General features: G+C 65.8%; 27 protein-coding genes. 3 read left to right on the top strand and 24 right to left on the bottom strand.

From position 1 onward, the window contains the following. The first annotated feature begins 105 nt into the window (after positions 1 to 105). Positions 106 to 921, top strand: coding sequence for an alpha/beta fold hydrolase (locus tag ACO2Q1_RS06970; RefSeq protein ID WP_423328750.1), 816 nt, complete (start codon positions 106 to 108; stop codon positions 919 to 921). 10 nt (positions 922 to 931) lie between these two features. Beyond that, on the top strand, positions 932 to 1,828 hold the full coding sequence (locus ACO2Q1_RS06965) for a LysR family transcriptional regulator (protein ID WP_086490847.1): 897 nt from the start codon (positions 932 to 934) through the stop codon (positions 1,826 to 1,828). Here the strand turns inward: ACO2Q1_RS06965 and ACO2Q1_RS06960 are convergent. Genes ACO2Q1_RS06960 through trbB form a run of 11 tightly spaced genes read right to left on the bottom strand, consistent with a single transcriptional unit; the run spans position 1,825 to position 11,518 of the window. Further along, positions 1,825 to 2,049, bottom strand: a complete 225-nt coding sequence (locus ACO2Q1_RS06960; RefSeq protein WP_086490846.1) for a DUF2274 domain-containing protein — start codon at positions 2,047 to 2,049, stop codon at positions 1,825 to 1,827. The genes ACO2Q1_RS06965 and ACO2Q1_RS06960 overlap by 4 nt on opposite strands. A gap of 2 nt (positions 2,050 to 2,051) precedes the next feature. Beyond that, complete coding sequence (locus tag ACO2Q1_RS06955) at positions 2,052 to 3,272, bottom strand: TrbI/VirB10 family protein (protein WP_086490845.1); 1,221 nt, start codon at positions 3,270 to 3,272, stop codon at positions 2,052 to 2,054. Next, positions 3,269 to 4,318 (bottom strand): P-type conjugative transfer protein TrbG, encoded by a 1,050-nt coding sequence (gene trbG, locus ACO2Q1_RS06950; RefSeq protein ID WP_086490844.1) that lies wholly within the window; start codon positions 4,316 to 4,318, stop codon positions 3,269 to 3,271. Before trbG ends, ACO2Q1_RS06955 begins: the two co-directional genes overlap by 4 nt. Then, positions 4,315 to 4,998, bottom strand: a complete 684-nt coding sequence (gene trbF / locus ACO2Q1_RS06945) for a conjugal transfer protein TrbF (protein ID WP_086490843.1) — start codon at positions 4,996 to 4,998, stop codon at positions 4,315 to 4,317. The genes trbG and trbF overlap by 4 nt, the downstream gene beginning before the upstream one ends. After that, positions 4,998 to 6,353, bottom strand: coding sequence for a P-type conjugative transfer protein TrbL (gene trbL / locus ACO2Q1_RS06940; protein WP_086490842.1), 1,356 nt, complete (start codon positions 6,351 to 6,353; stop codon positions 4,998 to 5,000). The genes trbF and trbL overlap by 1 nt, the downstream gene beginning before the upstream one ends. A 4-nt stretch (positions 6,354 to 6,357) precedes the next feature. Beyond that, the gene (trbK-alt, locus tag ACO2Q1_RS06935; RefSeq protein WP_086490973.1) at positions 6,358 to 6,720 is read right to left on the bottom strand and encodes a putative entry exclusion protein TrbK-alt; all 363 of its coding nucleotides are present in this window, start codon (positions 6,718 to 6,720) and stop codon (positions 6,358 to 6,360) included. Between the two features lie 8 nt (positions 6,721 to 6,728). Continuing rightward, positions 6,729 to 7,508, bottom strand: a complete 780-nt coding sequence (trbJ, locus tag ACO2Q1_RS06930; RefSeq protein ID WP_423328748.1) for a P-type conjugative transfer protein TrbJ — start codon at positions 7,506 to 7,508, stop codon at positions 6,729 to 6,731. Then, positions 7,505 to 9,961, bottom strand: coding sequence for a conjugal transfer protein TrbE (gene trbE, locus ACO2Q1_RS06925; protein ID WP_086490840.1), 2,457 nt, complete (start codon positions 9,959 to 9,961; stop codon positions 7,505 to 7,507). The genes trbJ and trbE overlap by 4 nt, the downstream gene beginning before the upstream one ends. 11 nt (positions 9,962 to 9,972) lie before the next feature. Continuing rightward, positions 9,973 to 10,254: a VirB3 family type IV secretion system protein gene (locus tag ACO2Q1_RS06920; RefSeq protein ID WP_086490839.1), complete on the bottom strand. Its 282-nt coding sequence runs from the start codon at positions 10,252 to 10,254 to the stop codon at positions 9,973 to 9,975. Continuing rightward, entirely contained in the window at positions 10,254 to 10,586 is a 333-nt protein-coding gene (locus ACO2Q1_RS06915; protein WP_086490838.1) for a TrbC/VirB2 family protein, read from the bottom strand. The genes ACO2Q1_RS06920 and ACO2Q1_RS06915 overlap by 1 nt, the downstream gene beginning before the upstream one ends. Then, positions 10,583 to 11,518, bottom strand: a complete 936-nt coding sequence (gene trbB / locus ACO2Q1_RS06910) for a P-type conjugative transfer ATPase TrbB (RefSeq protein ID WP_423328774.1) — start codon at positions 11,516 to 11,518, stop codon at positions 10,583 to 10,585. The genes ACO2Q1_RS06915 and trbB overlap by 4 nt, the downstream gene beginning before the upstream one ends. Positions 11,519 to 11,876: 358 nt before the next feature. Here trbB and ACO2Q1_RS06905 point away from each other — a divergent pair, with 358 nt between their 5' ends. Continuing rightward, the gene (locus tag ACO2Q1_RS06905) at positions 11,877 to 12,752 is read left to right on the top strand and encodes an NAD-dependent epimerase/dehydratase family protein (RefSeq protein WP_167381817.1); all 876 of its coding nucleotides are present in this window, start codon (positions 11,877 to 11,879) and stop codon (positions 12,750 to 12,752) included. A gap of 49 nt (positions 12,753 to 12,801) precedes the next feature. On the opposite strand, the gene ACO2Q1_RS06900 is transcribed toward ACO2Q1_RS06905, so the two are convergent. From ACO2Q1_RS06900 to ACO2Q1_RS06840, 13 genes are all read right to left on the bottom strand, one after another. Continuing rightward, the gene (locus tag ACO2Q1_RS06900) at positions 12,802 to 13,224 is read right to left on the bottom strand and encodes a CopG family transcriptional regulator (protein WP_086490835.1); all 423 of its coding nucleotides are present in this window, start codon (positions 13,222 to 13,224) and stop codon (positions 12,802 to 12,804) included. Positions 13,225 to 13,233: 9 nt separating this feature from the next. After that, a complete protein-coding gene (locus ACO2Q1_RS06895; protein ID WP_086490834.1) occupies positions 13,234 to 15,219 on the bottom strand; it encodes a conjugal transfer protein TraG in 1,986 nt (661 codons plus the stop codon). A gap of 26 nt (positions 15,220 to 15,245) precedes the next feature. Further along, the gene (locus ACO2Q1_RS06890; protein ID WP_086490833.1) at positions 15,246 to 16,985 is read right to left on the bottom strand and encodes a VirD2 family relaxase/mobilization nuclease; all 1,740 of its coding nucleotides are present in this window, start codon (positions 16,983 to 16,985) and stop codon (positions 15,246 to 15,248) included. 244 nt (positions 16,986 to 17,229) lie between these two features. Next, positions 17,230 to 17,991 carry a lytic transglycosylase domain-containing protein gene (locus ACO2Q1_RS06885; protein ID WP_086490832.1) on the bottom strand — a complete coding sequence of 254 codons (762 nt, stop codon included), beginning with the start codon at positions 17,989 to 17,991 and terminating at the stop codon, positions 17,230 to 17,232. A gap of 3 nt (positions 17,992 to 17,994) precedes the next feature. Beyond that, positions 17,995 to 18,342 (bottom strand): DUF736 domain-containing protein, encoded by a 348-nt coding sequence (locus ACO2Q1_RS06880; RefSeq protein WP_086490831.1) that lies wholly within the window; start codon positions 18,340 to 18,342, stop codon positions 17,995 to 17,997. A gap of 46 nt (positions 18,343 to 18,388) precedes the next feature. Next, positions 18,389 to 18,934: a S26 family signal peptidase gene (locus ACO2Q1_RS06875; protein WP_086490830.1), complete on the bottom strand. Its 546-nt coding sequence runs from the start codon at positions 18,932 to 18,934 to the stop codon at positions 18,389 to 18,391. Continuing rightward, entirely contained in the window at positions 18,931 to 19,452 is a 522-nt protein-coding gene (locus ACO2Q1_RS06870) for a DUF2840 domain-containing protein (protein WP_086490829.1), read from the bottom strand. Before ACO2Q1_RS06870 ends, ACO2Q1_RS06875 begins: the two co-directional genes overlap by 4 nt. Beyond that, positions 19,449 to 19,703: a hypothetical protein gene (locus ACO2Q1_RS06865; protein WP_086490828.1), complete on the bottom strand. Its 255-nt coding sequence runs from the start codon at positions 19,701 to 19,703 to the stop codon at positions 19,449 to 19,451. Before ACO2Q1_RS06865 ends, ACO2Q1_RS06870 begins: the two co-directional genes overlap by 4 nt. Beyond that, positions 19,700 to 20,338 carry a ParA family partition ATPase gene (parA, locus tag ACO2Q1_RS06860; protein ID WP_086490827.1) on the bottom strand — a complete coding sequence of 213 codons (639 nt, stop codon included), beginning with the start codon at positions 20,336 to 20,338 and terminating at the stop codon, positions 19,700 to 19,702. Before parA ends, ACO2Q1_RS06865 begins: the two co-directional genes overlap by 4 nt. A 208-nt stretch (positions 20,339 to 20,546) precedes the next feature. After that, a complete protein-coding gene (locus tag ACO2Q1_RS06855) occupies positions 20,547 to 21,431 on the bottom strand; it encodes a replication initiator protein A (RefSeq protein WP_086490826.1) in 885 nt (294 codons plus the stop codon). Positions 21,432 to 21,442: 11 nt separating this feature from the next. Next, positions 21,443 to 21,727, bottom strand: coding sequence for a helix-turn-helix transcriptional regulator (locus tag ACO2Q1_RS06850; protein WP_086490825.1), 285 nt, complete (start codon positions 21,725 to 21,727; stop codon positions 21,443 to 21,445). Between the two features lie 125 nt (positions 21,728 to 21,852). Further along, on the bottom strand, positions 21,853 to 22,260 hold the full coding sequence (locus tag ACO2Q1_RS06845; RefSeq protein WP_423328773.1) for a DUF2285 domain-containing protein: 408 nt from the start codon (positions 22,258 to 22,260) through the stop codon (positions 21,853 to 21,855). A 70-nt stretch (positions 22,261 to 22,330) separates the two neighbouring features. Then, a complete protein-coding gene (locus tag ACO2Q1_RS06840) occupies positions 22,331 to 22,618 on the bottom strand; it encodes a transcriptional regulator domain-containing protein (RefSeq protein WP_423328747.1) in 288 nt (95 codons plus the stop codon). Positions 22,619 to 22,648 lie beyond the last annotated feature (30 nt).

Raw genomic sequence — 22,648 nt, 5'->3', positions numbered from 1 at the left:
ACAGATCGGCCGGTCAGCTGCGCTGGTTGGGGGCTGCGCTGACCGGCCTCTTGCCAACCCCAACAACCCCAGTTCAGATCAACCCAGGACTCTCGTTATGGCTGGATGAGAAACGGGGGTCACGTCAGCGTGCTTGCTAGGTACTACCATCGGTACGCGGCGTATCTTGCGACGTGCGGCTTTGATGTTGTGACCTACGACTACCGGGGCATAGGTCGCTCACGCCCAAAACGCCTGAGAAAGGCGGCATTCCGATGGAGTGACTGGGGAACACTGGATTTTGCGGCCGCACTCGATTTCGCGTGTGCATTGGCCGCGGGTCGACCGGTGATGGTGGTCGGACATAGCATCGGCGGCTTCTTGCCCGGCCTGGCGGCGGGGTTCGAGCGTTGCGCCGCAATGCTCACTGTCGGGGCGCAGTTTGCCTACTGGCGTGACTATGCACCGCGCCAGCGGCTTGGCTTTGTCCTGAAGTGGCATGCCGTCATGCCGCTGCTCGCGGCTCTGCTCGGATATTTTCCCGGTCGAGCGCTAGGCTGGCTAGAAGATCTGCCGGCGGGCGTGGCGTTTGAATGGGCTTTCCGCCGCGCGGAGGTCGACCGTAGCTTCCCCGCAGCACAGAGGCAGATGATCCTCGATCGGCTCGCGGCGTTTACCGGACCGCTCTTAGCAGTGACAGCGGCGGATGATCCGTACGGCTCCGTTCAGGCGGTGAACCGCAGCCTTGGATATTACAAAGGTGCGCGAACGACATTGACCGTCATAGCACCTGCCGACCTTGGAGTTTCCGAGATCGGACATTTTGATCTCTTTCACGCCAAGCATCAGCAGAGCTTTTGGGCGCAAACCGCAGCGTGGCTGGCGAATCCAGGGCGCGCCGCATTATGGAAAGCCCAACCTGTTCCGAGTCTATCGGCCTGATCCCGTCGACATGCCGGATCTCGCCCTCGACTTGAGATACCTGCGATACGCCCACTTGGCGGCGGAATACGGATCTTTTCGGCGGGCTGCACAGGCTGTCGGCGTGAACCAGTCGACTTTGACCCGTCGCGTACAACTCCTGGAGCGACGGCTCGGCATCGTTCTCTTCGATCGGCGCAGGACGGGCGTCGCTCTGACACCGGTGGGAAGCCATTTTCTTCAGGAGGCTCGCGTCGGGGCGGAGCAACTCCACCGGGCCGTCAAGGAACTAGCTTTGCTCCGCCGTGGCCACGATGGACAATTGCGGATCGGCCTAATGGGCACGCTTGCTCAAGGGCCGCTTCCCGAGCTTCTCGCCAGCTTTCGGGCGAGCTACCCCGGCATTAGAATCCGCGTCGAGGAAGCCGCCCTGGACGATAACGTTGCGGGTATATCGCGCGGACAGCTCGACATCGCCTTCGTGATCGGTGAGCCGCAAATCGAAGGCTGTAACGCGGTTCGGATTTGGGACGAGCCTCTGCTCGTTGCCGCGCCAGCGGAGCATCCTATTGGAAAAAACGCTGCTGTTCGCTGGCGTGACTTGGCGGACGAGACGTTCTTGGTCAGCTCCGATGCCTTCGGATTGAAGGTGGCGGAGGTGATCGGTGCCCAGCTTCGGAGATTCGGACGTAAACCGCGCATTTCGTTGCAGCGCGTCGGGCGGGACAACCTCATGTATCTCGTCGAAGAGGGGTTTGGCCTGACGCTAGCGGCCAAGTCGATGCTCGGCGCGACCTACCCAGGCCTGCAGCTCGTCTCCATTCAGACAGCGGATCGTTTCTGCTGGAGTGCTATCTGGTCTGACGACAGTACCAACCCGGCTTTGAAAAATCTGACCAAACGCTTGCGCCGCCACGCTTCAGCTTAACCGCCAGCCTGGCGGCGAAATTTGGCAAATCCACGGTCTGTGGAGATGAAACGCTCGAGCATGGGGACGATCAGGCGAACCGGGTCGACAGCCGGCTGACCCGCCTCTTGCGCCAGCGCCTGAGCATAAGTGGAGAGATCGCGGTGGAGCTGCGCGGGCAGTTCAACCGTCACCTTAATAGGCTTATCGTCAGTAATTGCGCTAAGCTTCAGGCTCGCCATTCTCATCCTCCGTAGGGCTCGAGTACGATGTCGCGAGTGACGATGACGCGGACGGGAAATCCCGGTCTGATCGTCAGTGTCGGGGCGATGTTGAGTTGGCGGCGGACAATGTCCTGCCCGGCTTGATTGAACGTGTCCTGACCGCCATTGCGAATGGCCCGCAAGAGCCGGTCTTCATCGTTCACAGCGAGTTCTGCGCCGACGCTTAGTAGCGTCGAGAGTCCGGCCGCCTTGGCGAGATCCCACCAGTGATAATCGACGCCGTCCTGCAAACCAGCGAAGCCCTCGGCATCGGCGCCGGGCTGACGCTCAAGCACGATCGAGCGTCCATTTGGGAGGATCAGCCGGTTCCAAACGAGCAGCACGCGACTTTGACCGAACTGCACATTGTTGTCGTACTGGCCGATGACACGGGTGCCCTGCGGAACGAGAAGGATGCGGCCGGTCGGGCTGTCGTAGATGTTCTCCGTGACTTGAGCTGTGATTTGGCCCGGAAGGTCGGAGCGGATGCCGGTAATCAGTGCGGCGGAGATCACCGCACCGGCCTGCAGGATGTTCGGTGAGACCGGCGCTGCAACTCTATCCGGCGCTACGGTCCTGCGATCTGCCGCCGCGTTGAGAAAAGCGTTTTGGCGATCCTGCGCTGAAGGTGTCGACGGCGATGGCGCGAGACCGAGGCTGGCAAGGTCCGGTGCTGGTGGCGGCGCGAGGGCTGGAGCTGTCGCGGCCGTACCGGCGCGGGTCTCCGTACCGGAGAACAGCCGGCTGGTCCGTGCGGTCTCGATTTCTTGAAGACGCCGTTGTTCCTCTGGACTGATACCAGGGATGGGCGTGGCGACATTCGGCGCCGGTACAGGCTGTCCACGATCCTGAGCGCCGACGATCGGCCGGCCGAGGTCGCCTGGCAGAGGCGGACCAAGGCGCGGCACGCCGCTGTAATCACGCGGCAAGCCCGCCAGACCGTCTGCCGTGGAGCGGTTATCCGTCGAATACAGCTCTTCCTTCGGCCGACCTCCATCGCGGGTCTGAAGGGCGTAGATCAGGGCGCCCCCAAGCCCGACACTGGCGACCAAACCCACGCCTGCGAGAACTTTGCGCGACAGTCGAGTGACGCGCGGCGGTTCTGCGCGCAGTCGCATCGGCGCGGCGCTGGCCGGCTCGCCGGTCAGCGGCTGCGCGTCCTCGTCCGGCACTTCCTCCTTCCGGGGCGGGTTCTCGCTCACGAGGTTGGCCTCCCGTCGGTGCGGGTGATGCGAACGCGCCGCTGGCGGTCGCCCGCGCCGAAGCGCAGCTCGGCGGCGGCGAAGAGACGGTCGACGATCATGTGGTGCCCACGCACGCGGTAGTTCACCAGCTCGGAGGTATTGCCCTCGGGACCGACGACGAAGAGCGGCGGCATCTCGCCTTGGCCGATGCCACGCGGGAACTCGATGAAGACCTGGCGGCCGTCATCGAAGGCGCGAAGCGGTCGCCACGGCGCGCGGTCGCCCTCGATCGCGTAGCGGAAGTTGACGTTGGCGAGGTCGACCCCGCTTGCCACCGGCTGGGCGGCTTGGGCCTCGGCGTTGTGCCGGCGCAGCGCGATGAGCTGGTCCTGCGGATACTGCCAGGAGACGGAGGCCATGTAGGTCCGCTCCGTCGAGCGAAGCTCCATGTGATAGGTGCGCAAGTTGGTGTTGATGACGAGGTTCGTCATCAGGTCGGCCCGCGTGGGCTTCACCAAGATATGGATTTGCCGCGTCGGTCCCGATCCGCTTTCGGTGTCGCCGATGATCCAGCGCACCGTATCGCCGGCGGCGACGGGACCGGCGCCGACCAGCTGCTCGCCCGGCTGCAACGCGATGTCAGTGATCTGACCGACGGCCGTATAGACCTGATAGAGCGCCCCTTGCGTGAACGGGTAGACCTGCATCGAATTGATGAAGCCGTCGCGCACCGGCTGGATGCGGGCTGCGGCATTGGCCTGGTTCACCCGCGCGGTCGGATCTGTCGGCTCGGGCGCGCGCCGCGAAGGCTCCACGCGTTGCAACTGGCCGGGCAGCGGCAGCGGGCGCGGCAGCTCGACCACGGTGACCGGCGCTGGCGGATCGACGGTCTGCACGGCGGGAGCCGCGTTGTCGTAGGAAATCTCGGGGGGCGGATTGGTGGTGGCGCAGCCCGCAAGCGCGGTCGTCGCGAGCAGGACCATCGGAATCGCCGCCCTCCGTAGAGCCGGAATTTCGGATGTGTGCGAAGCCGGGTTGCCGGCTTTACGGAAAGGCGACTTCATTGCCCAAGCTCCCGTGACCAGTTGATGGCGTTGACGTAGATGCCGAGCGGGTTCGCCCTCAGCCGATCGGCATTGCGAGGCACCTGCACGACGATCGTCAGGATCGCGGTCCAGCGTGTTGTTTCGGCGAGCTGGCCGTTCTCGTAGCGCCGCTCGACCCAGGCGACGCGGAAACTGTCCGGAGAGGCCCGGATGACGCTGGAGACGTCGACGGCGACCTGCTGACGGCCGACCCGCGTGAACGGGTCGTTCGACCGGGCGTAGTCGTTGAGCGCCATTGCGCCGCGATCGGTCGTGAAATCGTAGGCGCGTAGCCAGTTCTGGCGAACGATGATCGCATCGGCCGGGATGCTGCGGACCTGTTCGATGAAGCGCGCCAGGTGGAAGGCGATCTGTGGGTCGGTCGGCCGATAGTCTGCTTCAGCGGGCGCGACCGCCTGCGCCTGTCCGAGGCGATCGACCTGCACAACCCATGGCACGATGGTGCCGCGTGCCGACTGCACGACAAGCGCAGTGGCGAAGCCGGCCGAGAGGATCAGGGAGCCGAACGCCATGAGGCGCCAGTTCTTGGCTTGGACGCGCGAGGCGCCGATGCGATCGTCCCAGACCTGAGCCGCACGCTGGTAGGGCGTCTCCGGTTCGGGGGCCTTGCCGTAATGGGTGGAGGGTCGTTTGAACATCAGCGGTCGCCTTCGGAAAGATTGACGGAAGAGCCGCCGCCATGGGCGTCGCCGGAGCGGACGGCGTGAGCCGTGGCCTGCACGGCGTGGGTTGTGCGTTGGGAGCGCCGCATGCGCTGCGCCCAGGCCGGTGGGCCGCCAGCGGCCGCCTGAGCCGCGCCATCGCCGGCGGCATCACCCCCGATCGAGCCCATGGTCGATGTTCCGCCAGTGGCTTCGAAAGCCGCCTTGCCGCCGGCATTGAAGCTGGACTTCATGCTGTCGGCTGCACGGGAGGCGGCACGGCGCAGGGGAGAAACGGCGGCACTGCCGCCTGCACGAGCGACGCCGCCGAGACCGGATGCGACACCGGCTGCACCGGACCGTCCGGCTGCGCCGAGACTGTAGGCTGTCGATGCGCCGCCTGCGATCGTGGCGCCGCCGCGGGCAGCTGCTGCTGCGCCTCCCGCCAAGGCTGCGCCACCGGAAGCGGCTGCGCCAACGGCGCCAGCGCCGAGCGCGACCATGCCGCCAGCGGCGAGACCTGTTCCGACCGCCGCGCCTGCGCTGAGCTGTGGGCCGCCCGACACGAGGCCGGTGGCAATGCCCGGCCCGAAGATGCCGAGGCCGAGTAGCGAGAGAGCGGCGAGAACGATGGCCATCGCCTCGTCGATCGAGGGGTTCTGGCCGCCGAATCCGGATGTGAACTCGGAAAAGAGCGTCGAGCCGATGCCGATGATGACGGCGAGCACCAGCACCTTAATGCCGGACGAAATGACGTTGCCGAGCACGCGCTCGGCCATAAAGGCCGACTTGCCGAACAGGCCGAACGGGATCAGCACGAAGCCGGCGAGCGTCGTCAGCTTGAACTCGATAAGTGTGACGAAGAGCTGGATGGCGAGGATGAAAAAGGCCAGCAGCACCAGCGCCCAGGCGAGGAACATGCAGGCGATCTGGATGAAGTTCTCAAAGAACGACCAGTAGCCCATCAGGCTGGAGATGGAATCGAGCAACGGTCGGCCGGCATCGAGACCAGTCTGCGCGACCTTGCCTGGACGCATGAGGTCGGCGGTCGAGAAGCTGGTTCCGCTCGCCTTGAGGCCGAGGCCGGCAAAGCTCTCGAAAATGATGCGGGCCAGGTTGTTCCAGTTGCCGATGATGTAGGCGAAGACGCCGACGAACAGCGTCTTCTTGACCAGCCGAGCCATGATGTCGTCTTCGGCGCCCCAGCTCCAGAAGAGCGCCGCGAGCGTCACATCGATGACGATCAGCGTGGTGGCGATAAAAGCTACTTCGCCGCTGAGCAGTCCGAACCCGCTGTCGATGTAGCGAGTGAAGACTTCGAGGAAATGGTCGATGACGCCGGTATTGCCCATCGTGTTACCGCGCTTCTTTGTCGGTCGGCGTGGGCGCGATGCCGGGTTGCGCTTGCGGCGTGAGGCCCTCCGGCCGTGTCGGAGATGATTGAGGCAGCCTTTCCAGAGGTCGGGCCCCTGGCGCCAGGAAACGTCTCCGGTTCTCGGCCCAGGCGAGACGGCATTCCGGATCGCGAGGACCTTCTTCGCCGAGGGCCTGGCATCGTATCAGCGCATCGCGCAACGGATCGGCCGGCGCTTCGACTGTACGGCCCGACGGCCACCGCTCGGGCGTCGCTTCCTTCCGGGTCATCTCGATCGCGGTTGCGGTGATCGCGACCGCGACGAAGACCACGGCGCCGATGCGAGCAAGCAGCTTGCCGTCCATGGCCACGCTCAGTTTCCGCCGTTCGGGAACATGCGGGCATTGCCCGGCTGATAGCCGCTGCCGGGCGTGAGGAAGCGACGGCGCTGCTCTCGCCCCTGCTCGGCAGCGGCGGCACGTTCGGCCTCGGAGAGGCTCCGAGCCCGTCCGTTGGCGGCGACCACGGCGGTGAGGTCGGCAAGCTGCTGGGCTTGAAGCGCGAGGAGCTGATTGCCGGCCTGCGTTGCCTGCAGAGCGCCGGTGGCGCCTTGGCTCTGGCCAACCAACGCCGACATCTCCGCGCGGTTGGTGTCGATGTTGCCGACGACGCCGGCCTGGACGCGCATTGCGTCCTGCAACCCACCGACTGTGTTCTGCCAGCGCTCCCGGGCTTGCGCGACGAGCGCCTGATCGGAGGCGGACATGGACGCGTTGCCGTAGGTGGAGGTGAACGCTTGGTCGATGCGCTGGACGTCGTAGGCGATGCCCTGCGCTTGCCGGAGGAGCTGCTGGGTCCGTTGGACAGACTGCTGGAGCTGCTGGAGCGACGAGTATGGGAGACTCGCGAGGTTGCGGGCCTGATTGATCAGCATCGTCGCTTCGTTCTGAAGCTGCGTGATCTGCTGGTTGACCTGCTGGAGCGTCCGGGCGGCGGTCAGCACATTCTGCGCGTAGTTGGTCGGATCGTAGACGATACCGCCGAACTGCGCCGCCGCCGGCGTGCTGATGAAAGGCGAGATGGTGATCGGCGCCGCAATGATGGTCGCGGCAAATCGCAGGGCGCGCGAGCGCGTACTGATCGAGCGTGTCATGGCAATACCTCCTGTTCTGCTTGCGGATTGACGTTCGTGAGATCGGGGATGAGGTCTGCGGCCCAGGCGAGACCGTTCACCGCCAGCCATTCGGCGAGAAAGCCGGAGGCGCCACTGCGCGCGTGGACGTCGGCAATGAGAGCCTGCTTCTGCTTGGAAGAGGCGGCGCAGAGCGCGAGCGCGACATCGGAGAGTCCCAGCTCGAACAGCCGATTTCCGCGGCGCGACTGACAGTAATAGTCCCGCTTCGGCATCGCCCGCGCCAGAATCTCGATCTGGCGATCATTGAGGCCGAAGCGGCGGTAGATGGCGGTGATCTGCGGCTCGATAGCCCGCTCGTTCGGCAGGAGGATGCGTGTCTGGCAGCTCTCGATGATCGCAGGCGCGATCGCTGACCCGTCGATGTCGGAAAGCGACTGGGTGGCGAAGATGACGCTCGCATTCTTCTTGCGTAGCGTCTTCAGCCACTCGCGGAGCTGACCGGCAAAACCTTCGTCGTCGAGGGCGAGCCAGCCTTCATCGACGATCAGGAGTGTCGGCCGGCCGTCCAAGCGGTCCTCGATGCGATGAAAAAGATAGGCGAGCACGGCGGCGGCGGCGCCAGTGCCGATCAGCCCTTCGGTCTCGAAGGCCTGGACATGCGCCTCTCCGAGATGTTCAGACTCGGCGTCCAAGAGCCGGCCATAGGGGCCGCCGACGCAATAGGGTCGCAGCGCCTGCTTCAGGTCGTTGGACTGGAGCAGCACGGATAGGCCGGTCAGCGTGCGCTCCGCGACTGGTGCCGACGCCAGCGACGATAGCGCCGACCAGAGGTGTTCCTTGACCTCGGGCGTGACCGGCACGCTCTCGCGGGAGAGGATTGCGATCAGCCAGTCGGAGGCCCAGGCGCGCTCGGCGACATCGTCGATGCGGGCCAGCGGCTGAAGCGAAACGCTATCATCAGCGCCGTCGGTCAGCCCACCGCCCAAATCATGCCAGTCGCCTCGCATCGCGAGGGCCGCCGCCCGGATCGATCCGCCGAAGTCGAAGGCGAAGACCTGGGATTGCGGATAGCGCCGGAACTGAAGCGCCATGAGTGCGAGAAGCACGGATTTGCCGGCACCGGTCGGCCCGACGATCAGCGTATGGCCGACGTCGCCGACATGTATGGAAAGCCGGAACGGCGTCGAGCCCTCCGTTCTGCCGTAAAGCAGTGGGGGTGCATCGAAGTGCTCGTCCCGTTCCGGTCCCGCCCACACTGCCGACAGCGGGATCATGTGGGAGAGATTCAAGGTGCTGATGGGTGGCTGGCGGACATTGGCGTAGACGTGGCCGGGCAGAGAGCCCAGCCAGGCGTCCACGGCATTGATGGTCTCGGCCATCGCCGTGAAGTCGCGGCCCTGAATGACCTTCTCGACCAGCCGGAGCTTCTCGGCGGCAATGCGCGGATCGTCGTCCCAGACCGTGATCGTGGCGGTCACATAGGCCTGGCCGGCATAGTCGGCGCCCAGCTCCTGCAACGCCATGTCGGCGTCGGCCGCCTTGTTGGCCGCGTCGGTGTCAACGAGCGCCGACGCCTCGTTGGTCATGATCTCCTTGAGGATGGCGGCGATGGACTTGCGCTTGGCGAACCATTGCCGCCGGATCTTCGTCAGCAGCTTGGTGGCGTCGGTCTTGTCGAGCAAGATGGCCCGCGTCGACCAGCGATAGGGAAAGGCGAGTCGGTTCAGCTCGTCGAGGATGCCGGGCGTCGTCGCCGTCGGGAAGCCGACGATGGTGAGGATGCGAACATGGGCGTCCCCAAGCCGGGGCTCCAGGCCGCCGGTGAGCGGCTGGTCGGCGAGCAGCGCATCCAGGTACATCGGCGTCTCGGGCACGCGGACACGATGGCGCTTCGTCGATGCCGTCGAATGCAGATAGGTCAGCGTTTCGCCATCAGTGAGCCAGGCGCATTCGGGCATGAAGGCGTCGATCAGGTTCAAGACACGATCGGTCCGATCGATGAAGCCGCGCAGGATCTCATGCGCATCGACACCGGCGTGATCGCGGCCTTCGTAGAGCCAGGTCTCGGCACGGGCGGCATCCTCGGCCGGCGGCAGATAGAGGAAGGTGAGGAAGTAGCTGGACTCGAAATGCGCGCCGGCTTCCTCGAAGTCGGCCTTGCGTTCGGCATCGACCAGCGCTGAGGCGCTATCGGCGAACGTGCTGGCGGGATAGGTCGCGGCGCCATGGCGCTGCGCCTCCACGAAGATGGCCCAGCCGGAGCCGAGGCGACGGAACGCGTTGTTGAGGCGGCCCGCGACAGCGACCAGCTCAGCCGGCACGGCGCTGTCGAGGTCGGGGCCGCGGAAGCGCGCGGTGCGCTGCAGGCTGCCATCCTTGTTGAGGACCACGCCCTCGCCCGCAAGCGCGGCCCAAGGCAGGAAATCGGCAAGGCGGATGTTGCGGTTGCGATATTCGGCAAGGTTCATCATCGCGCCGCTCCTCAGACCGACAGGTGACCGGGGATGCGCAGATGCTTGCGCACGACGTCGACGAACTGCGGATCGCGCTTGGCGGCCCAGACGGCGGCAAAGTGCCCGAGAGCCCAGAGGCCCAGGCCGACTAGCCAGAGGCGCAGGCCGAGCCCGAGCGCGGCGGCCAGCGTGCCGTTGAGGATGGCCAGCGAACGCGGCGCGCCGCCGAGCAGGATGTGCTCGGTCAGCGCCCGGTGGACCGGGACTGAGAAGCCCGGCAGTTCGCCGCCATGATCCGCGCCGTCGGCCATCAGACGAGCGCCCCGCCGCCGAACGAGAAGAACGACAGGAAGAAGCTCGACGCGGCGAAGGCGATAGATAGACCGAACACGATCTGGATCAGCTTGCGCGCCCCCCCGGACGTGTCGCCAAAGGCGAGCGTCAGGCCGGTGATAATGATGATCATCACCGCGATGATCTTGGCTACGGGGCCCTCGATGGATTCGAGGATGGACTGGAGGGGCGCCTCCCACGGCATCGACGAGCCCGACGCATGGGCCGCCGGCGCCAGCGCGAGTGTGAGGAAGCTGACGGACACCGCCGTAGCGATATGGCGGCGGATGCGCAGGGCATGCTTGATCATGACGGGTCTCCTGTGAGGGGCTGGCTTGCGGGGGTGACGCGGTAGTCGCCGTCGGAGCCGAGGCCCTCGACGCGGGCGAGTTCAGCCAAACGGCGCGACGCCCCCCGGCCCGAAAGCACGGCGACTAGATCGATCGTCTCGGCGATCAGCGCGCGTGGAACGGTGACGACTGCTTCCTGGATGAGCTGCTCCATGCGGCGCAGCGCGCCGATCGCGGTGCCGGCGTGAATGGTGCCGACGCCGCCTGGGTGGCCAGTGCCCCAGGCCTTCAGCAGGTCGAGCGCCTCGGCTCCGCGAACTTCGCCGATCGGAATGCGATCGGGGCGCAGACGTAGAGAGGAACGGACAAGGTCGGAAAGGGAGGCGACGCCGTCCTTCGTCCGCATGGCGACGAGGTTGGGTGCTGCGCACTGCAGCTCGCGCGTGTCCTCGATCAGGACGACGCGATCGGAGGTCTTGGAGACTTCGGCTAGAAGTGCGTTGGCGAGCGTGGTCTTGCCGGTCGAGGTGCCGCCCGCGACCAGAATATTTCGACGATCAGCGACGGCCTGACGCAGTGTCTCGGCCTGATCGGCCGCCATGACGCCGGTCCAGACGTAATCGTCGAGCGTGAATACCGCGACAGCAGGCTTGCGGATCGCAAAGGCCGGGGCAGACACGACGGGCGGCAACAGTCCCTCGAACCGCTCCCCCGTCTCGGGCAACTCGGCGGAGACGCGGGGCGCGCCCGGGTGAACCTCGGCGCCGACATGATGGGCGACCAGACGAACGATGCGCTCGCCGTCGGCAGGCGACAGCCGTTCACCCGTGTCTGAGAGGCCCTCCGAAAGCCGGTCGACCCAGAGCCGCCCATCGGGGTTGAGCATCACCTCGACGATCGTGGGGTCTTCCAGAAACGTGGCGATCGCGGACCCGAGAGCCGTGCGAAGCATGCGCGCACCGCGAAGGATCGCCTCCGATTTCTGGTGATTTGGCGCCACGTCGTCCCCGTTCTCTGGCGGGTCCGCGAAGCGCGGCCCTGGATCGGGGATGAGTAGAAGAGGCAGAAATCATGGCCTGACAACAACGATCATGTGGCCGTCGTACTGTGGCGTACAAAGACAGGGAAACGGCGGGACACCCGAATACTTGCGATGCTTGCGATCAACAATTATTCCGCGTCGCGCGCGAGGTGCCCAGGGGTTGGCGCGCCGTACAGCGTGATCCATGGTGAGTCGCCTACGCACGGCGTCGCTTGCCTGCTACGAACGGATGAGTGCGCGACATCGCAAGAGCGACAGGATCAAGGCTTTGAAAGCTCTCGTCATCGGCGGTACGCGCTTCATCGGCGCACATGTAGTCCGGCATCTGCATGACGCTGGAGCAGAGGTTTCAGTGTTTCACCGCGGCCAAACCAGCAATCTGGTACTTCCGGGGGTCGACCACATTCTCGACCCGGGCGCGAGATATCCCATCACCAAGTTCCCCCCGACTGTCCTCCGGGACTGGGATCTTGTGGTCCACATGGTGGCGATGGGAGAAACGGACGCCAGAGCTGCCGTAGAGGCCTTTGCGGGTCGCACTAACCGCCTGGCGTTGATCTCAAGCTTAGATGTTTATCGCGCTTATGGTCGATGGACACGCAAGGAGCTTGGCCCGCTGGACCCCGTCCCGTTGACTGAAGATGCGCCTCTTCGTTCGGAACTCTTTCCTTACCGCGGAATGGAGGAGCAGCTCGGCGACTACGCGCGTGACTACGAGAAGATTCTTGCCGAGGAAGTTCTTCGGAATAGTCCGTTGCCGGGATGGACGATCTTGCGACTACCAAAGGTTTATGGTCCCGAGGACAATGGCGACCTTGGTACGATCTATGGTTTCGCCGGGGCTCCGCATTGGCGGTGGACCCATGGGTATGTCCGGAACGTCGCCCATGCGATTGTTACTGCGGCGACCCATGCCAACGGTCGCAACGAGATTTTCAATGTTGGTGAGGAAGTGACGCCGACCATGAGCGAACGGCTGTCCATCCTTCCGCCGATGCCTAGGCCAGTCCCCGAGCCGCCGCCGTTCGATTTCCGCCAATCGTTAGTGCTTGAGTCAGCGAAGCTTCGGCGACTGGTCGGCTACATGGAAGTCGTTGACGAGCGGGCGGCGATGATTGAGTGCGCATCACGCGCTCTGGTTTGAAGCTGCCCAATTCGGCAACCCGTCATTGGGCGACGAACGCTCAGGCGGTTTAATCTGGCCCGATGTCTTCCGAAATCTCCTGCCTAAGCTTCGGTCCCTGCGCGAGTCTTCGGCCGAGCGCGGTAACGAAGGCTTCGTAGCGCTCGGCCGCCTTGGCGCGCGCCGCAATCTGTGCCGGCTCTGGGAGCGGCGGATTGGACGTCAGCCAGAAGCGGATGAACACGGCGAGCGTCTCGACCGATATGCCAAGGTCGCGCTCCATGCGCGCCATACGCCGGTCGAGCTGATCGAGCCGCTTCGTGGTCGCCGCTTCCTGTCGTTCGGCCGCGTCCGGCGAGAGGAACGATGCGATGCCGGCCTCGGCTACGAGCGACAGCGAGAGATCGCGTCGGGCTGCATGCGCCGCCAGTGCTTTCATCACGTCCGGATCGAGATAGACGGACAGGCGCTGCTTCTTCGGCGGCTTGCTCACTGGCACCTCCTACAACTCGATGCCATCGCCCGGATCGAGCGAAGCCTGTCGGGCAACCTGGCGCATGGTCTGGGTCATGCGGCTGAGCCGAGCAGCGTCCTCCTCGACGTCATCGCGGGGATCGATCTCGAATTCGTTTTCGGTGACCGGCTTTCGCTCCACAGTCTTGGTGCGGCTCAGTTCGGGCTGATGTCGGCGTTCGGAATCCGTCGGATCATCGTCGGCCACGTCGTCCGCGACGATGGCGGTGTTCAGCACGGGGCGTTCCGGTATGGCGAGTGCGCTCCAGTCGTCGACCCTGGCGCTCGTCGGTTTGGTGAGTGTGGGCGGCGTGAGGATGCGCTCCTGAAATCTCCGATCCTCGTAGTAGCGGGCCTTCTTAGCGCGGATCGGTGGGATGCCGGCGACCATGACGATCTCGTCGGACGGCGGAAGCTGCATGATCTCGCCCGGCGTGAGCAGTTGCCGGGCAGTCTCCGAGCGCGACACCATCATGTGGCCGAGCCAGGGCGAAAGGCGGTGGCCGGCATAGTTCTTCATGGCCTTCATCTCGGTGGCGGTGCCGAGCGCGTCCGAAACGCGTTTTGCGGTCCGCTCGTCATTGGTCGCGAAGCTCACCCGGACATGGCAGTTGTCGAGGATCGAGTTGTTCGGGCCGTAGGCCTTCTCAATCTGGTTCAGCGACTGGGCGATGAGGAAAGCCTTCAGCCCGTAGCCCGCCATGAAGGCGAGCGCGCTCTCGAAGAAGTCCAGGCGCCCGAGGGCCGGAAACTCGTCGAGCATGAGCAGTAGGCGGTGTCGGTTGCCCTTTGCCTGCAAGTCCTCGGTCAACCGTCGCCCGACTTGGTTGAGGATCAGGCGGATCAGCGGCTTGGTGCGGTTGATGTCAGACGGCGGCACAACGAGGTAGAGCGTGGTCGGGTGCTTGCCGCCGACCATGTCGGCGATGCGCCAGTCGCAGCGGCGGGTGACCTCGGCCACGATGGGATCGCGATACAGACCGAGGAATGACATCGCGGTCGACAGCACGCCGGACCGCTCGTTGTCAGATTTGTTGAGCAGCTCGCGCGCCGCGCTGGCGATGACGGGATGCGGGCCGGCCTCGCCGAGATGGGCGGTCTTCATCATCGCAGCGAGGGTCGACTCGATCGGGCGCTTGGGATCGGATAGGAAGGCGGCGACGCCTGCCAATGTCTTGTCGGCCTCGGCATAGAGGACATGTAGGATCGCGCCGACCAGCAGCGCGTGCGACGTCTTTTCCCAGTGGTTCCGCTTCTCGAGCGAGCCTTCCGGGTCGACCAGAATGTCCGCGATGTTCTGCACGTCGCGCACTTCCCACTCGCCGCGTCTCACCTCGAGCAACGGATTGTAGGCGGCCGACTTCGCGTTTGTCGGATCGAACAGCAGCACGCGGCCATGCCGAGCGCGATAGCCGGCGGTGAGCGTCCAGTTCTCGCCCTTGATGTCATGGACGATCGCCGAGCCCGGCCAGGTCAACAGCGATGGCACGACCAGGCCCACGCCCTTGCCGGAACGCGTTGGCGCGAAGCACAGCACATGCTCGGGGCCATCATGCCGAAGATAGTCGCGCTCGTGTTTGCCGAGCACGACGCCATCCGGACCGAGCAGGCCCGCGGCCTTCACTTCGTCAGGGCGCGCCCAGCGGGCCGAGCCATAGGTCTCGACGTTCTTCGCTTCGCGTGCCCGCCACACCGACATGCCGATCGCGACGGCGATAGAGATGAAGCCGCCCGACGCGGCGATGTAGGCGCCTTCGACGAAGATCGGTGGCGCATAGGCGTCGTAGAAGTACCACCACCAGAAGAAGGCGGGCGGATAGTAGATCGGCCAGCCCGCCAGTTCGAACCAGGGCAGTCCGAGCTGAGGCTGGAAGCCGAGACGATAGGCCGTCCATTGTGTCGCGCCCCAGGTCGTCATCAACACGATCAGGAAGACGGTGAGGATCTGACCCCAGAGGATTTTCGTCGCCGACATGGCGGGGCACTCCTTTCTTGGTTGGACTACATGCCCAGGCCGCGATTGCGGCCGAAGCTCCAGTCGACGCCGCCGCCGCCGCGCGAGACGCCGGAGACATGCTGGCCGAGCTGACGTTCGAGAGAGGGCGACCAGGGCACGAGCTGGAAGCCGAGGCCGTCGTCGATCATGGCGAAGCGGCCGGAGGCGAGCGCGAAGCGCTGCCGATAGGTGCCTGTCACATACTCGCCCGTTCCGGCCTTGGTGAATGGCCGGCCGGTCTCGGCCGCGAGCTTCTCGCCGAGCGCTTCGACCTCGCGCTGGCGCAAGGTTTCGATCAGCCCCTCCGAGAAGCTGACGCCGCGCGTCTGCCGCTCGGCAAGCCCCTGGGCGATCAGATGGTCGGCGCGCCGGTCCATCGCCTGACGCACCTCCGCGCCGAAGCCGCCGCCACCGAGCGCTACCGGCTCGCGGGCGATCGCCTGCCGGTCGAGCCAGGTGGCCCCGGTCGCATGGACCTGCCGCTCGATATCGAGATCCGAGCGAACGGCGAGCGCGACACGCCGGCGGCCCTGCGCGTTGTCGAACTTGCGCAGCTCGACGATCGAACCCGGTGCGCTGTCCCCGGCGGCGTCGAGATCGGCCAGCTTGATGTGGTGGGTGCGCCCGTCGGTGCCGTCGACCACGGCATAGGCCGTGCCCTTCAGCTCGTCATCGAGGCCGCGGTCGACCAGCCGGCCGATGACCGGATCGTCAATGCTCTCGGCGGCGAGCACATAGCTCGCGGCGCCGCGCTCGATGCCGCGTTCGGTCAGGCCGCGGTGGATGCGCTTGATAATGTCGCCGCGCTCGCCCAGCGCGCGCAGCGTCTTCTCGGCATTCTCCGATACGACCCACTGGCCGGGACCGAGCTGATCGGCGAGGCCGAGTGTTTCCAGCTTGCGCAGCCGACCGACCTTCAGCGCGTGGAATTCGTCGGGCTGCCGATCGGGATGTGGGGCGAGGTCGGCGACGCCCGTACGATAGCTGTCGCGGGCGATCTGGCGATCGAGATCGGTCCAGCGTTCCGCCTCGACCTGACGCCCCAGGTTGCGCCGGATCTCCTGCTCGGTGCGCGGTCCCAACTCCTGGGTGACGAGATCCTGCGCGCGGGCGCGCATGCCCTCCTTGATGTAGTCGCGGGAGATGACGAGGTCCTGGCCGTCATCAGTGCGCCCACGCAGGATGATGTGGACATGCGGATTGTCGGTGTTCCAGTGATCGACGCCGACCCAGTCGAGCTTGGTGCCGAGGTCTTTCTCCATCTGGCCCATCAGCTCGCGCGTGAAGGTCTTGAGGTCGCTCATCTCGGTCGCGTCCTCGGGCGAGACGATGAACCGGAAGTGATGTCGATCGTCCTGGGTGCGCCCGGCGAAGGCCTTCGGATCGGCGTCCTCGGTTTCGGGATCGAACAGGCGCGCCTTCTCCCCATCCCGGGTGACGCCCTCGCGGCGGAGATAGCTGAGGTGCGCTGCGAGCGGCGCGGCCCGCGCGCTATGACGGACGACGCGTGTCTTGATGACCGTGTTCCGCGATCGGCTCGTGAGCAGCCGATTGGCCTGCACCGTCGCGCGCTGCCCGCGTCCGAACCGCGAGCGATTGCCCTTGCTGATCTGGCCGGAGCGCGAGACGCGTCCACCGGCCCGCTGCGCGGCGGCGAGCGCCTGGGCGATGAAGGGCCGCGCCTGCTGCGCCCGGGTCGAACGGATGCGGCCAGGCCGGATACGGAAATCGTCCTCGCCGCTCATGGCCAAGGCCCCGCACATCGCGCGAACGCGCGGAAAGCCTTGGCAAAATGGCGGATGCGCAGGCTGCGCCGATCAGGCGCACCTCGCGCGAATGCGCTATAAGTCCTTGAAAACACACGACCGCACCGAGCCGCACATCGCCGGCTTTTATCTCGCCATCGTGCGGTTGTGCTGACTGCTCCCCCTTTCCGGACCGCCCTTCGTCCGCCAGAACACGCCACAGTGCGAGCCGATGCGAACGCGGTCATCGCGGGCCACCGGGGACATTGCGCGCGACGAAAAGGCTATCGGTGCGCGAAGCCATCGGGCCGTGATCGCGCTCCGGGGCGGACGCCGTCGTGGCATCCGGTGCGCTCTCAGACTGCACCGACGCGGCAGGTCCGCTGCCAGCAGACTGCACGACGAAGAGCGGCGCCCGCGTCCAAGCCAGCGGATCGGCTGCCGCCACAACGACGGGGCCGGTGAGGTCACCACCGCCGACAACGGGGGCAAGCGCGGCGACATAGGCGCGCGTTTCAGCCGGCAATGGGCGGCCGGCGAGATACTCTTCGTAGCGGCCCGGACCGGCGTTGTAGGCCGCCAAGAAGCCGGGCGAACCGTAGCGGTCGTGCATCTCACGCAGATACGCAGCGCCTGCCAGAATGTTGTCGCGTGGGTCGTAGGGATTGCCGCCGAGCCGATGGCGCACGCGCAGTTCGGCCCAGGTGGCGGGCATGACCTGCATCAGGCCCATTGCTCCGGCGGATGAGATGGCGCGCACATCGCCTGCGCTTTCCACGCGCATGACGGCGCGTATCCATGCTTCCGGAACGCCGAACCTTTGCGCTGCCTCGGCGATGAAAGCGCCGTAGGGATCGTTGCGCGACGGCCGATCAGCCGGCGCCTCCTGTGCACTGGCCGGGCTTGCCCCCGGTGCGGCGAGGATCAGGCCGGAAAGGAGAAGGAGGGCTGCACGTCGGAGGGCGATCCTCCCTCCGACGGCACGCTGGCAGCGCGGGGCGGGCATCGTTCAGTCCCGCTCGCCGCGCTTCGGCGGGCGATTCCAATGCAGACCCCAGGCGGACTTGTCGTCAGCCGACTGGAACAGATTGGCGCGGATCGGATGGTCGAAGGTCGGATCGTCGAGTTGCAGCGAGACGTAGTCGCCGGCCTTCTCGCCGGTGCGCTTCCAGCCCGCGCCGATCTCCGCGCCGGTCTCGTTGCTCATGGTGTCGAGCACATGGACACGGTAGTCCGGCGCGTTCTCGGCATCGGACGGCTCGGCCGCGACGATGATGATGTCCTGATGCAAGGACAGCGTCGTCAGGTGGCCGATGAAGCCATCATTCTCGCGCGTGAATTGACCGATCACGGGCATGGGTCGTCTCCTTCAGATTGCGGTGGACAGGGTCATGGGCGCGCCGTCACCGCGTCGGCGCACGCCAGACGAAGCGGCCATTGCCGTCCTCGTCGGTGTAGAGAGGGGTGGCCCGGCCGATCACGGCGGTGGCGGGAAGCGGGCCGAAATAGCGTCCGTCCAGGCTGTCTCGGACCTGCCAATTCATCAGGAACAGCTCGCCGTTCGCGACCAATCGGCAGCCCTGCCAGATCGGGAGCGGACGGCCGCGACGATCGCGAGCGAGGGCGTCGCCCATCGGCGCGCCGTCGACGGTGATGGCGAGCCCGGTGCGACAGACCCGCTGTCCCGGGAGCGCGGCGACGCGCTTCAAGAGCGGCACGCCGCGCGGCAGGTAGCCGCCATCCGACAGGAAGGTGGCGAGTGGTTCAGGAGCATCCACCGCGACCAGATCGGTCACGGCGACCGGCCCGGGTTCGCCGATCGTGTAGAAGCCGACCGGCGTACTGGCGGACGCGTTCCAGATCAGGCGCGGCGCGAACGAAGCGATCGAAGCGACGCCAAGAAGCGACACGGCCATTGTCGTGACGATCGCATAGGAGAGCCGGGTCATGCGCCGATCTCCCGGCGCAGGAGAAAGGCGCGATGTTGCCGAAGACCATAAGCGCGCGGCGTTTCGCCCACGGTCATCCGATTGTGGACGTGACGCCAATGGTCGGGCGAAACCTCGATCGGATCGATGCCTCGCGCCTCGATGGCGTCGATAAGCTGGAGCACGCGCTCAACCTTCGGCCAGCCATCGACGTGCAGCAGAACCTCTGCGCCGGGCGTGACCGTCGGAACGGTCTGGCACGCTGCGCCGCGTTCAACCGTGCGCAGGATGTCGAGCCGCGAGAGAACGGTGCCATGCTCGTTCGCTGCCCAGCGCACGAGCGCGAAGACGCTGCCGGGAGGGAAGAAGAGGATGCGACGGCGGCGGTCGAGGATCTGCTCGCGCCGCTCGCGGCCGAAGCGAACCCAGTGCTCCGTCTGCTTCTCGATCCAGACGAGTTCGACCTGGGTGAACGCTTCGGGCGGCAGCACGGCGGCAGCACGGCCGACGTGTTCTGGCGCGGCGACAAGCCCGGTCATTGTGCTTCTCCTGACGGGGGCGGGAATTCGCGCTCGAACAGCGCGCGCAGCATGTCGGCGACGGTCTGGCCTCGCCGAAAGGCGGCAATCTTGATGCGGCCGCGCATGTCGGCGGTGACGTCTATCGTCAGGCGGGCCGCGAAGTCCTCGGCGGCCTGACCGCGGGCGGCGTGGCGATCGGGCGCCTTGATCCAGTCTTCGGGATCGGCGGGACGCGCCGCGAAGCTGCGTTTCGGGGACCGCCCGCTCATACGCCGATCCTCGCAACTTCCGCAGCCAGCGCCGCGATCTCGCGCGCGCCAGGGCAATCCTCGTCCTGCTCGGCGGCGAGCCGGCCGGTCTGCACGACATCGGCGAAGACGATGCGCTGGCCGATCGTGGTCGAGAGCAAGGGCGGGTCGTGATCCGCCAGCGTCTCAGCCGTCTCACGCGCCAGGACCGTGCGAGCTGCGCAACGGTTCAGCACGAAGCGGGCGGTGAGGTGCGGGCGATAGATGCGCGCCTCGCCGAGCAGCGAGAGCATCTCTGCGGAGGCCCAGCCATCGAGCGGTGACGGCTGCACCGGGATGAGCACGAGATCGGCGGCCAGCAGCGCCGAGCGCATCAGCCCGGCGACGCGCGGCGGGCCGTCGATGACGACATGGTCGGCGTCGCGCGCCAGCGCCGGTGCTTCACGGTGGAGCGTGTCGCGGGCGAGGCCCACGACACCGAACAGCCGGTCCAGCCCCTCCCGGCTGCGCTGCTGCGACCAGTCGAGCGCCGAGCCTTGCGGATCGGCGTCGATCAGCGTGACGCGCCGTCCACGGCGTGCCCATTCACCGGCGAGATGCAACGCCAGTGTCGTCTTGCCGACGCCGCCCTTCTGGTTGAGCAGCGCGACGATCATGACGGTCTCCCGGCGATCGGGGACTCGTCCACAGCGGCCGAAAATGGCGGTCGCGTTAGAAAGATTCCGTAGGAATCTAGGTTAGATAAGTTACGGGGCTCGCAAGCTGCTGATTCAGCGCGAGGAATCGACGATTCCGGTCCCCGATAGCACGAGAGTCCGGTCCTCGATGGCACGATAGTGCCGGTCCCTGATAGCACGAGACGATTCACAGCTTATCCCCAGGGTGAGCTTTGGTCCGGCGACGACGGCGCGGGATGCCGAGGGCATCCGGATCGGTCGGCACGAAGGACAGGATTTCGGGGGCGCCGACGCACTGTTCGATGGTGAGCCGGTAGCCGGGAAGTGGCTGGCGTTTGACGATGTCGCGCAGGTCGTAAGCGAAGTGCTTGAGCGGCGAGAGGCTGCCGGACTTTGCGTGGAGATGCGGGAAGTCGAAGCTCCAGCCGAACTCCTGCTTGCCGCCGTGCTTGCGCACCAGGCGATAGAGCCAGCGTTCGAGCCCGCCGGTCAGGCGAAAATAGTTGCGGTCGATCGTCAGTACGAGCGCATCATCGAGGACGGCCGCGTAGAACCAGTCAGGTAGGATCAGTTCGAGACCGAGCGGCCGGCCCCGATGATCGGCGCGCTCCTTCCATTCGTTAATCCATGAGAACCGGTGCATCCGCCGCTCGGTCGGCTGCCGGATCGAGGTCGCGACCGTGGTCGACTGAAGCCGGTCGAGCGCGGCCTTCAGACGGTCGTAGTCGCGCAGCGACACGCCGCGGCCGATGAAGTTGAGAATTTCATAGGGGGTGGTCGCCATGAGGCGCGACGGCTGCAAGCCGACGTCCCGGGCCTCGACGATCTGTGAGGCAGCCCAGATGAGAACATCTGCGTCCCAGATGGTCGCCATGCCGTGCTCGGGCACGGCTTCGACGCGGATCTTGACCGATCCCGCCTTGAAGTCGATCGGCGCCAGACGCTTCGACTTGGCTAGGGAGAAAAACGGATAGGCCATCAGGTCTTGAGCGTCGCGTGGGGCGAGATCGCCGGGCAGCGCCCGGAACAGATCGAGCTGCGCGCGTTCCCCCCGTCGGTGTCCGGGTAACATCGACCTTCAGCTCAGCGGACGCCGCGCGCGCCAGCGCCGGCGTCAGGGGAAGCGGCGCGCTTCGCGGGAGCGACGATGCCGCCCCGAGGGTCCGACGTTGACGTGACCGTGCCCCGGTCGGCCCAAGTCTGGAGGTCATCCAACCCATAGACCACCCGGCCGCCAAGCTTGCGGTAGGTTGGCCCCGTTCCGTAGGTGCGGTGCTTTTCGAGCGTACGCTCAGAAAGGCCGAGAAAGCGGGCAGCCTCCTGGGTCCGCAGGTAGCGTGGCGGTATTTGGGCGGCTGTGTCGGCCATGATCGAACCTCCGTGATCTCGCGGCGGCCGCTTCGAACAAGCGGCGGATTGCGAGCACGGTGGCGCGAGGTGGGCGGGCCGGACGATGTCGAAGTAAGCAGGCTAATTTCGACACCTCTGCGGTGTCAGCGCGCCCGACGCGGGTGCCGAAGTAACGAGCGGTAGCCGCCGCGGACGAGCTGCAAGCCGTCCCGGGCGAGCCGTATCGTGGTCTCTCGAATGGCGCTGCCGACCCAAGATGCCGCGTCCAGATCGTGGTGGGGAAACATTCCCTCACCCACCGTCCGATAGGTAGAACCTGCGGCGCGACCATCGATAACCCGCAGCATGTCTCGGGCGCGCTTGCGGCGCTGGGCGGTGAGACGCCCATCCGCAGGAACGGTCCTCCCGGCTAGCGCTGCCCAGAACCGCGAGAGCGCGCAGACGCGATCGTCCGTCAGAGCGTCGAGTAAAACCAGCGCACCGACTGATCCTCCGGCTGCTAGCCCAGAAAGATCAGCGTCGAACCGCTCTCCGCGTATGCAGAGCCGCACGAAGGTACGGTCTGGCTCGCTGACGACATATCTTGCAAGTCGGTCGGAAGTGATCGCGTCGGTGGGGTCGTCAGCAGGACGGACGCAGAGAACTATGACCGCCGGGTCGACGTGAGGCGTCCAGAAGACTGGCTGATCCAACGCCGAGAGATTTGGATCTGCGGCGAAATCGTAAACCCCACTTGGAAGCGAAACTCTGAGCTTCCTGTTCAGATGCTTCGCCATCAGACAGCAAGTCTTGGAAGCTCGATCTGTAATCGATGTTTCGGCGCAAAAATTCCCAGGCCAGTTCACTGGGGCCTAACGTATCGATGTATTCGTAAGCGGCTTCGGACCGCCAGCTATCGTCTTTGGACATCCTCCGCCGCCTCCGCGCAATTTCGTTCAA

It is taken from the genome of Brevundimonas sp. VNH65 (assembly GCF_049445955.1).
Classification (GTDB): Bacteria; Pseudomonadota; Alphaproteobacteria; order Caulobacterales; family Caulobacteraceae; genus Brevundimonas.
Note: the sequence above shows the minus strand (reverse complement) of the source record. Positions and strands in the feature narration are given on the sequence as shown.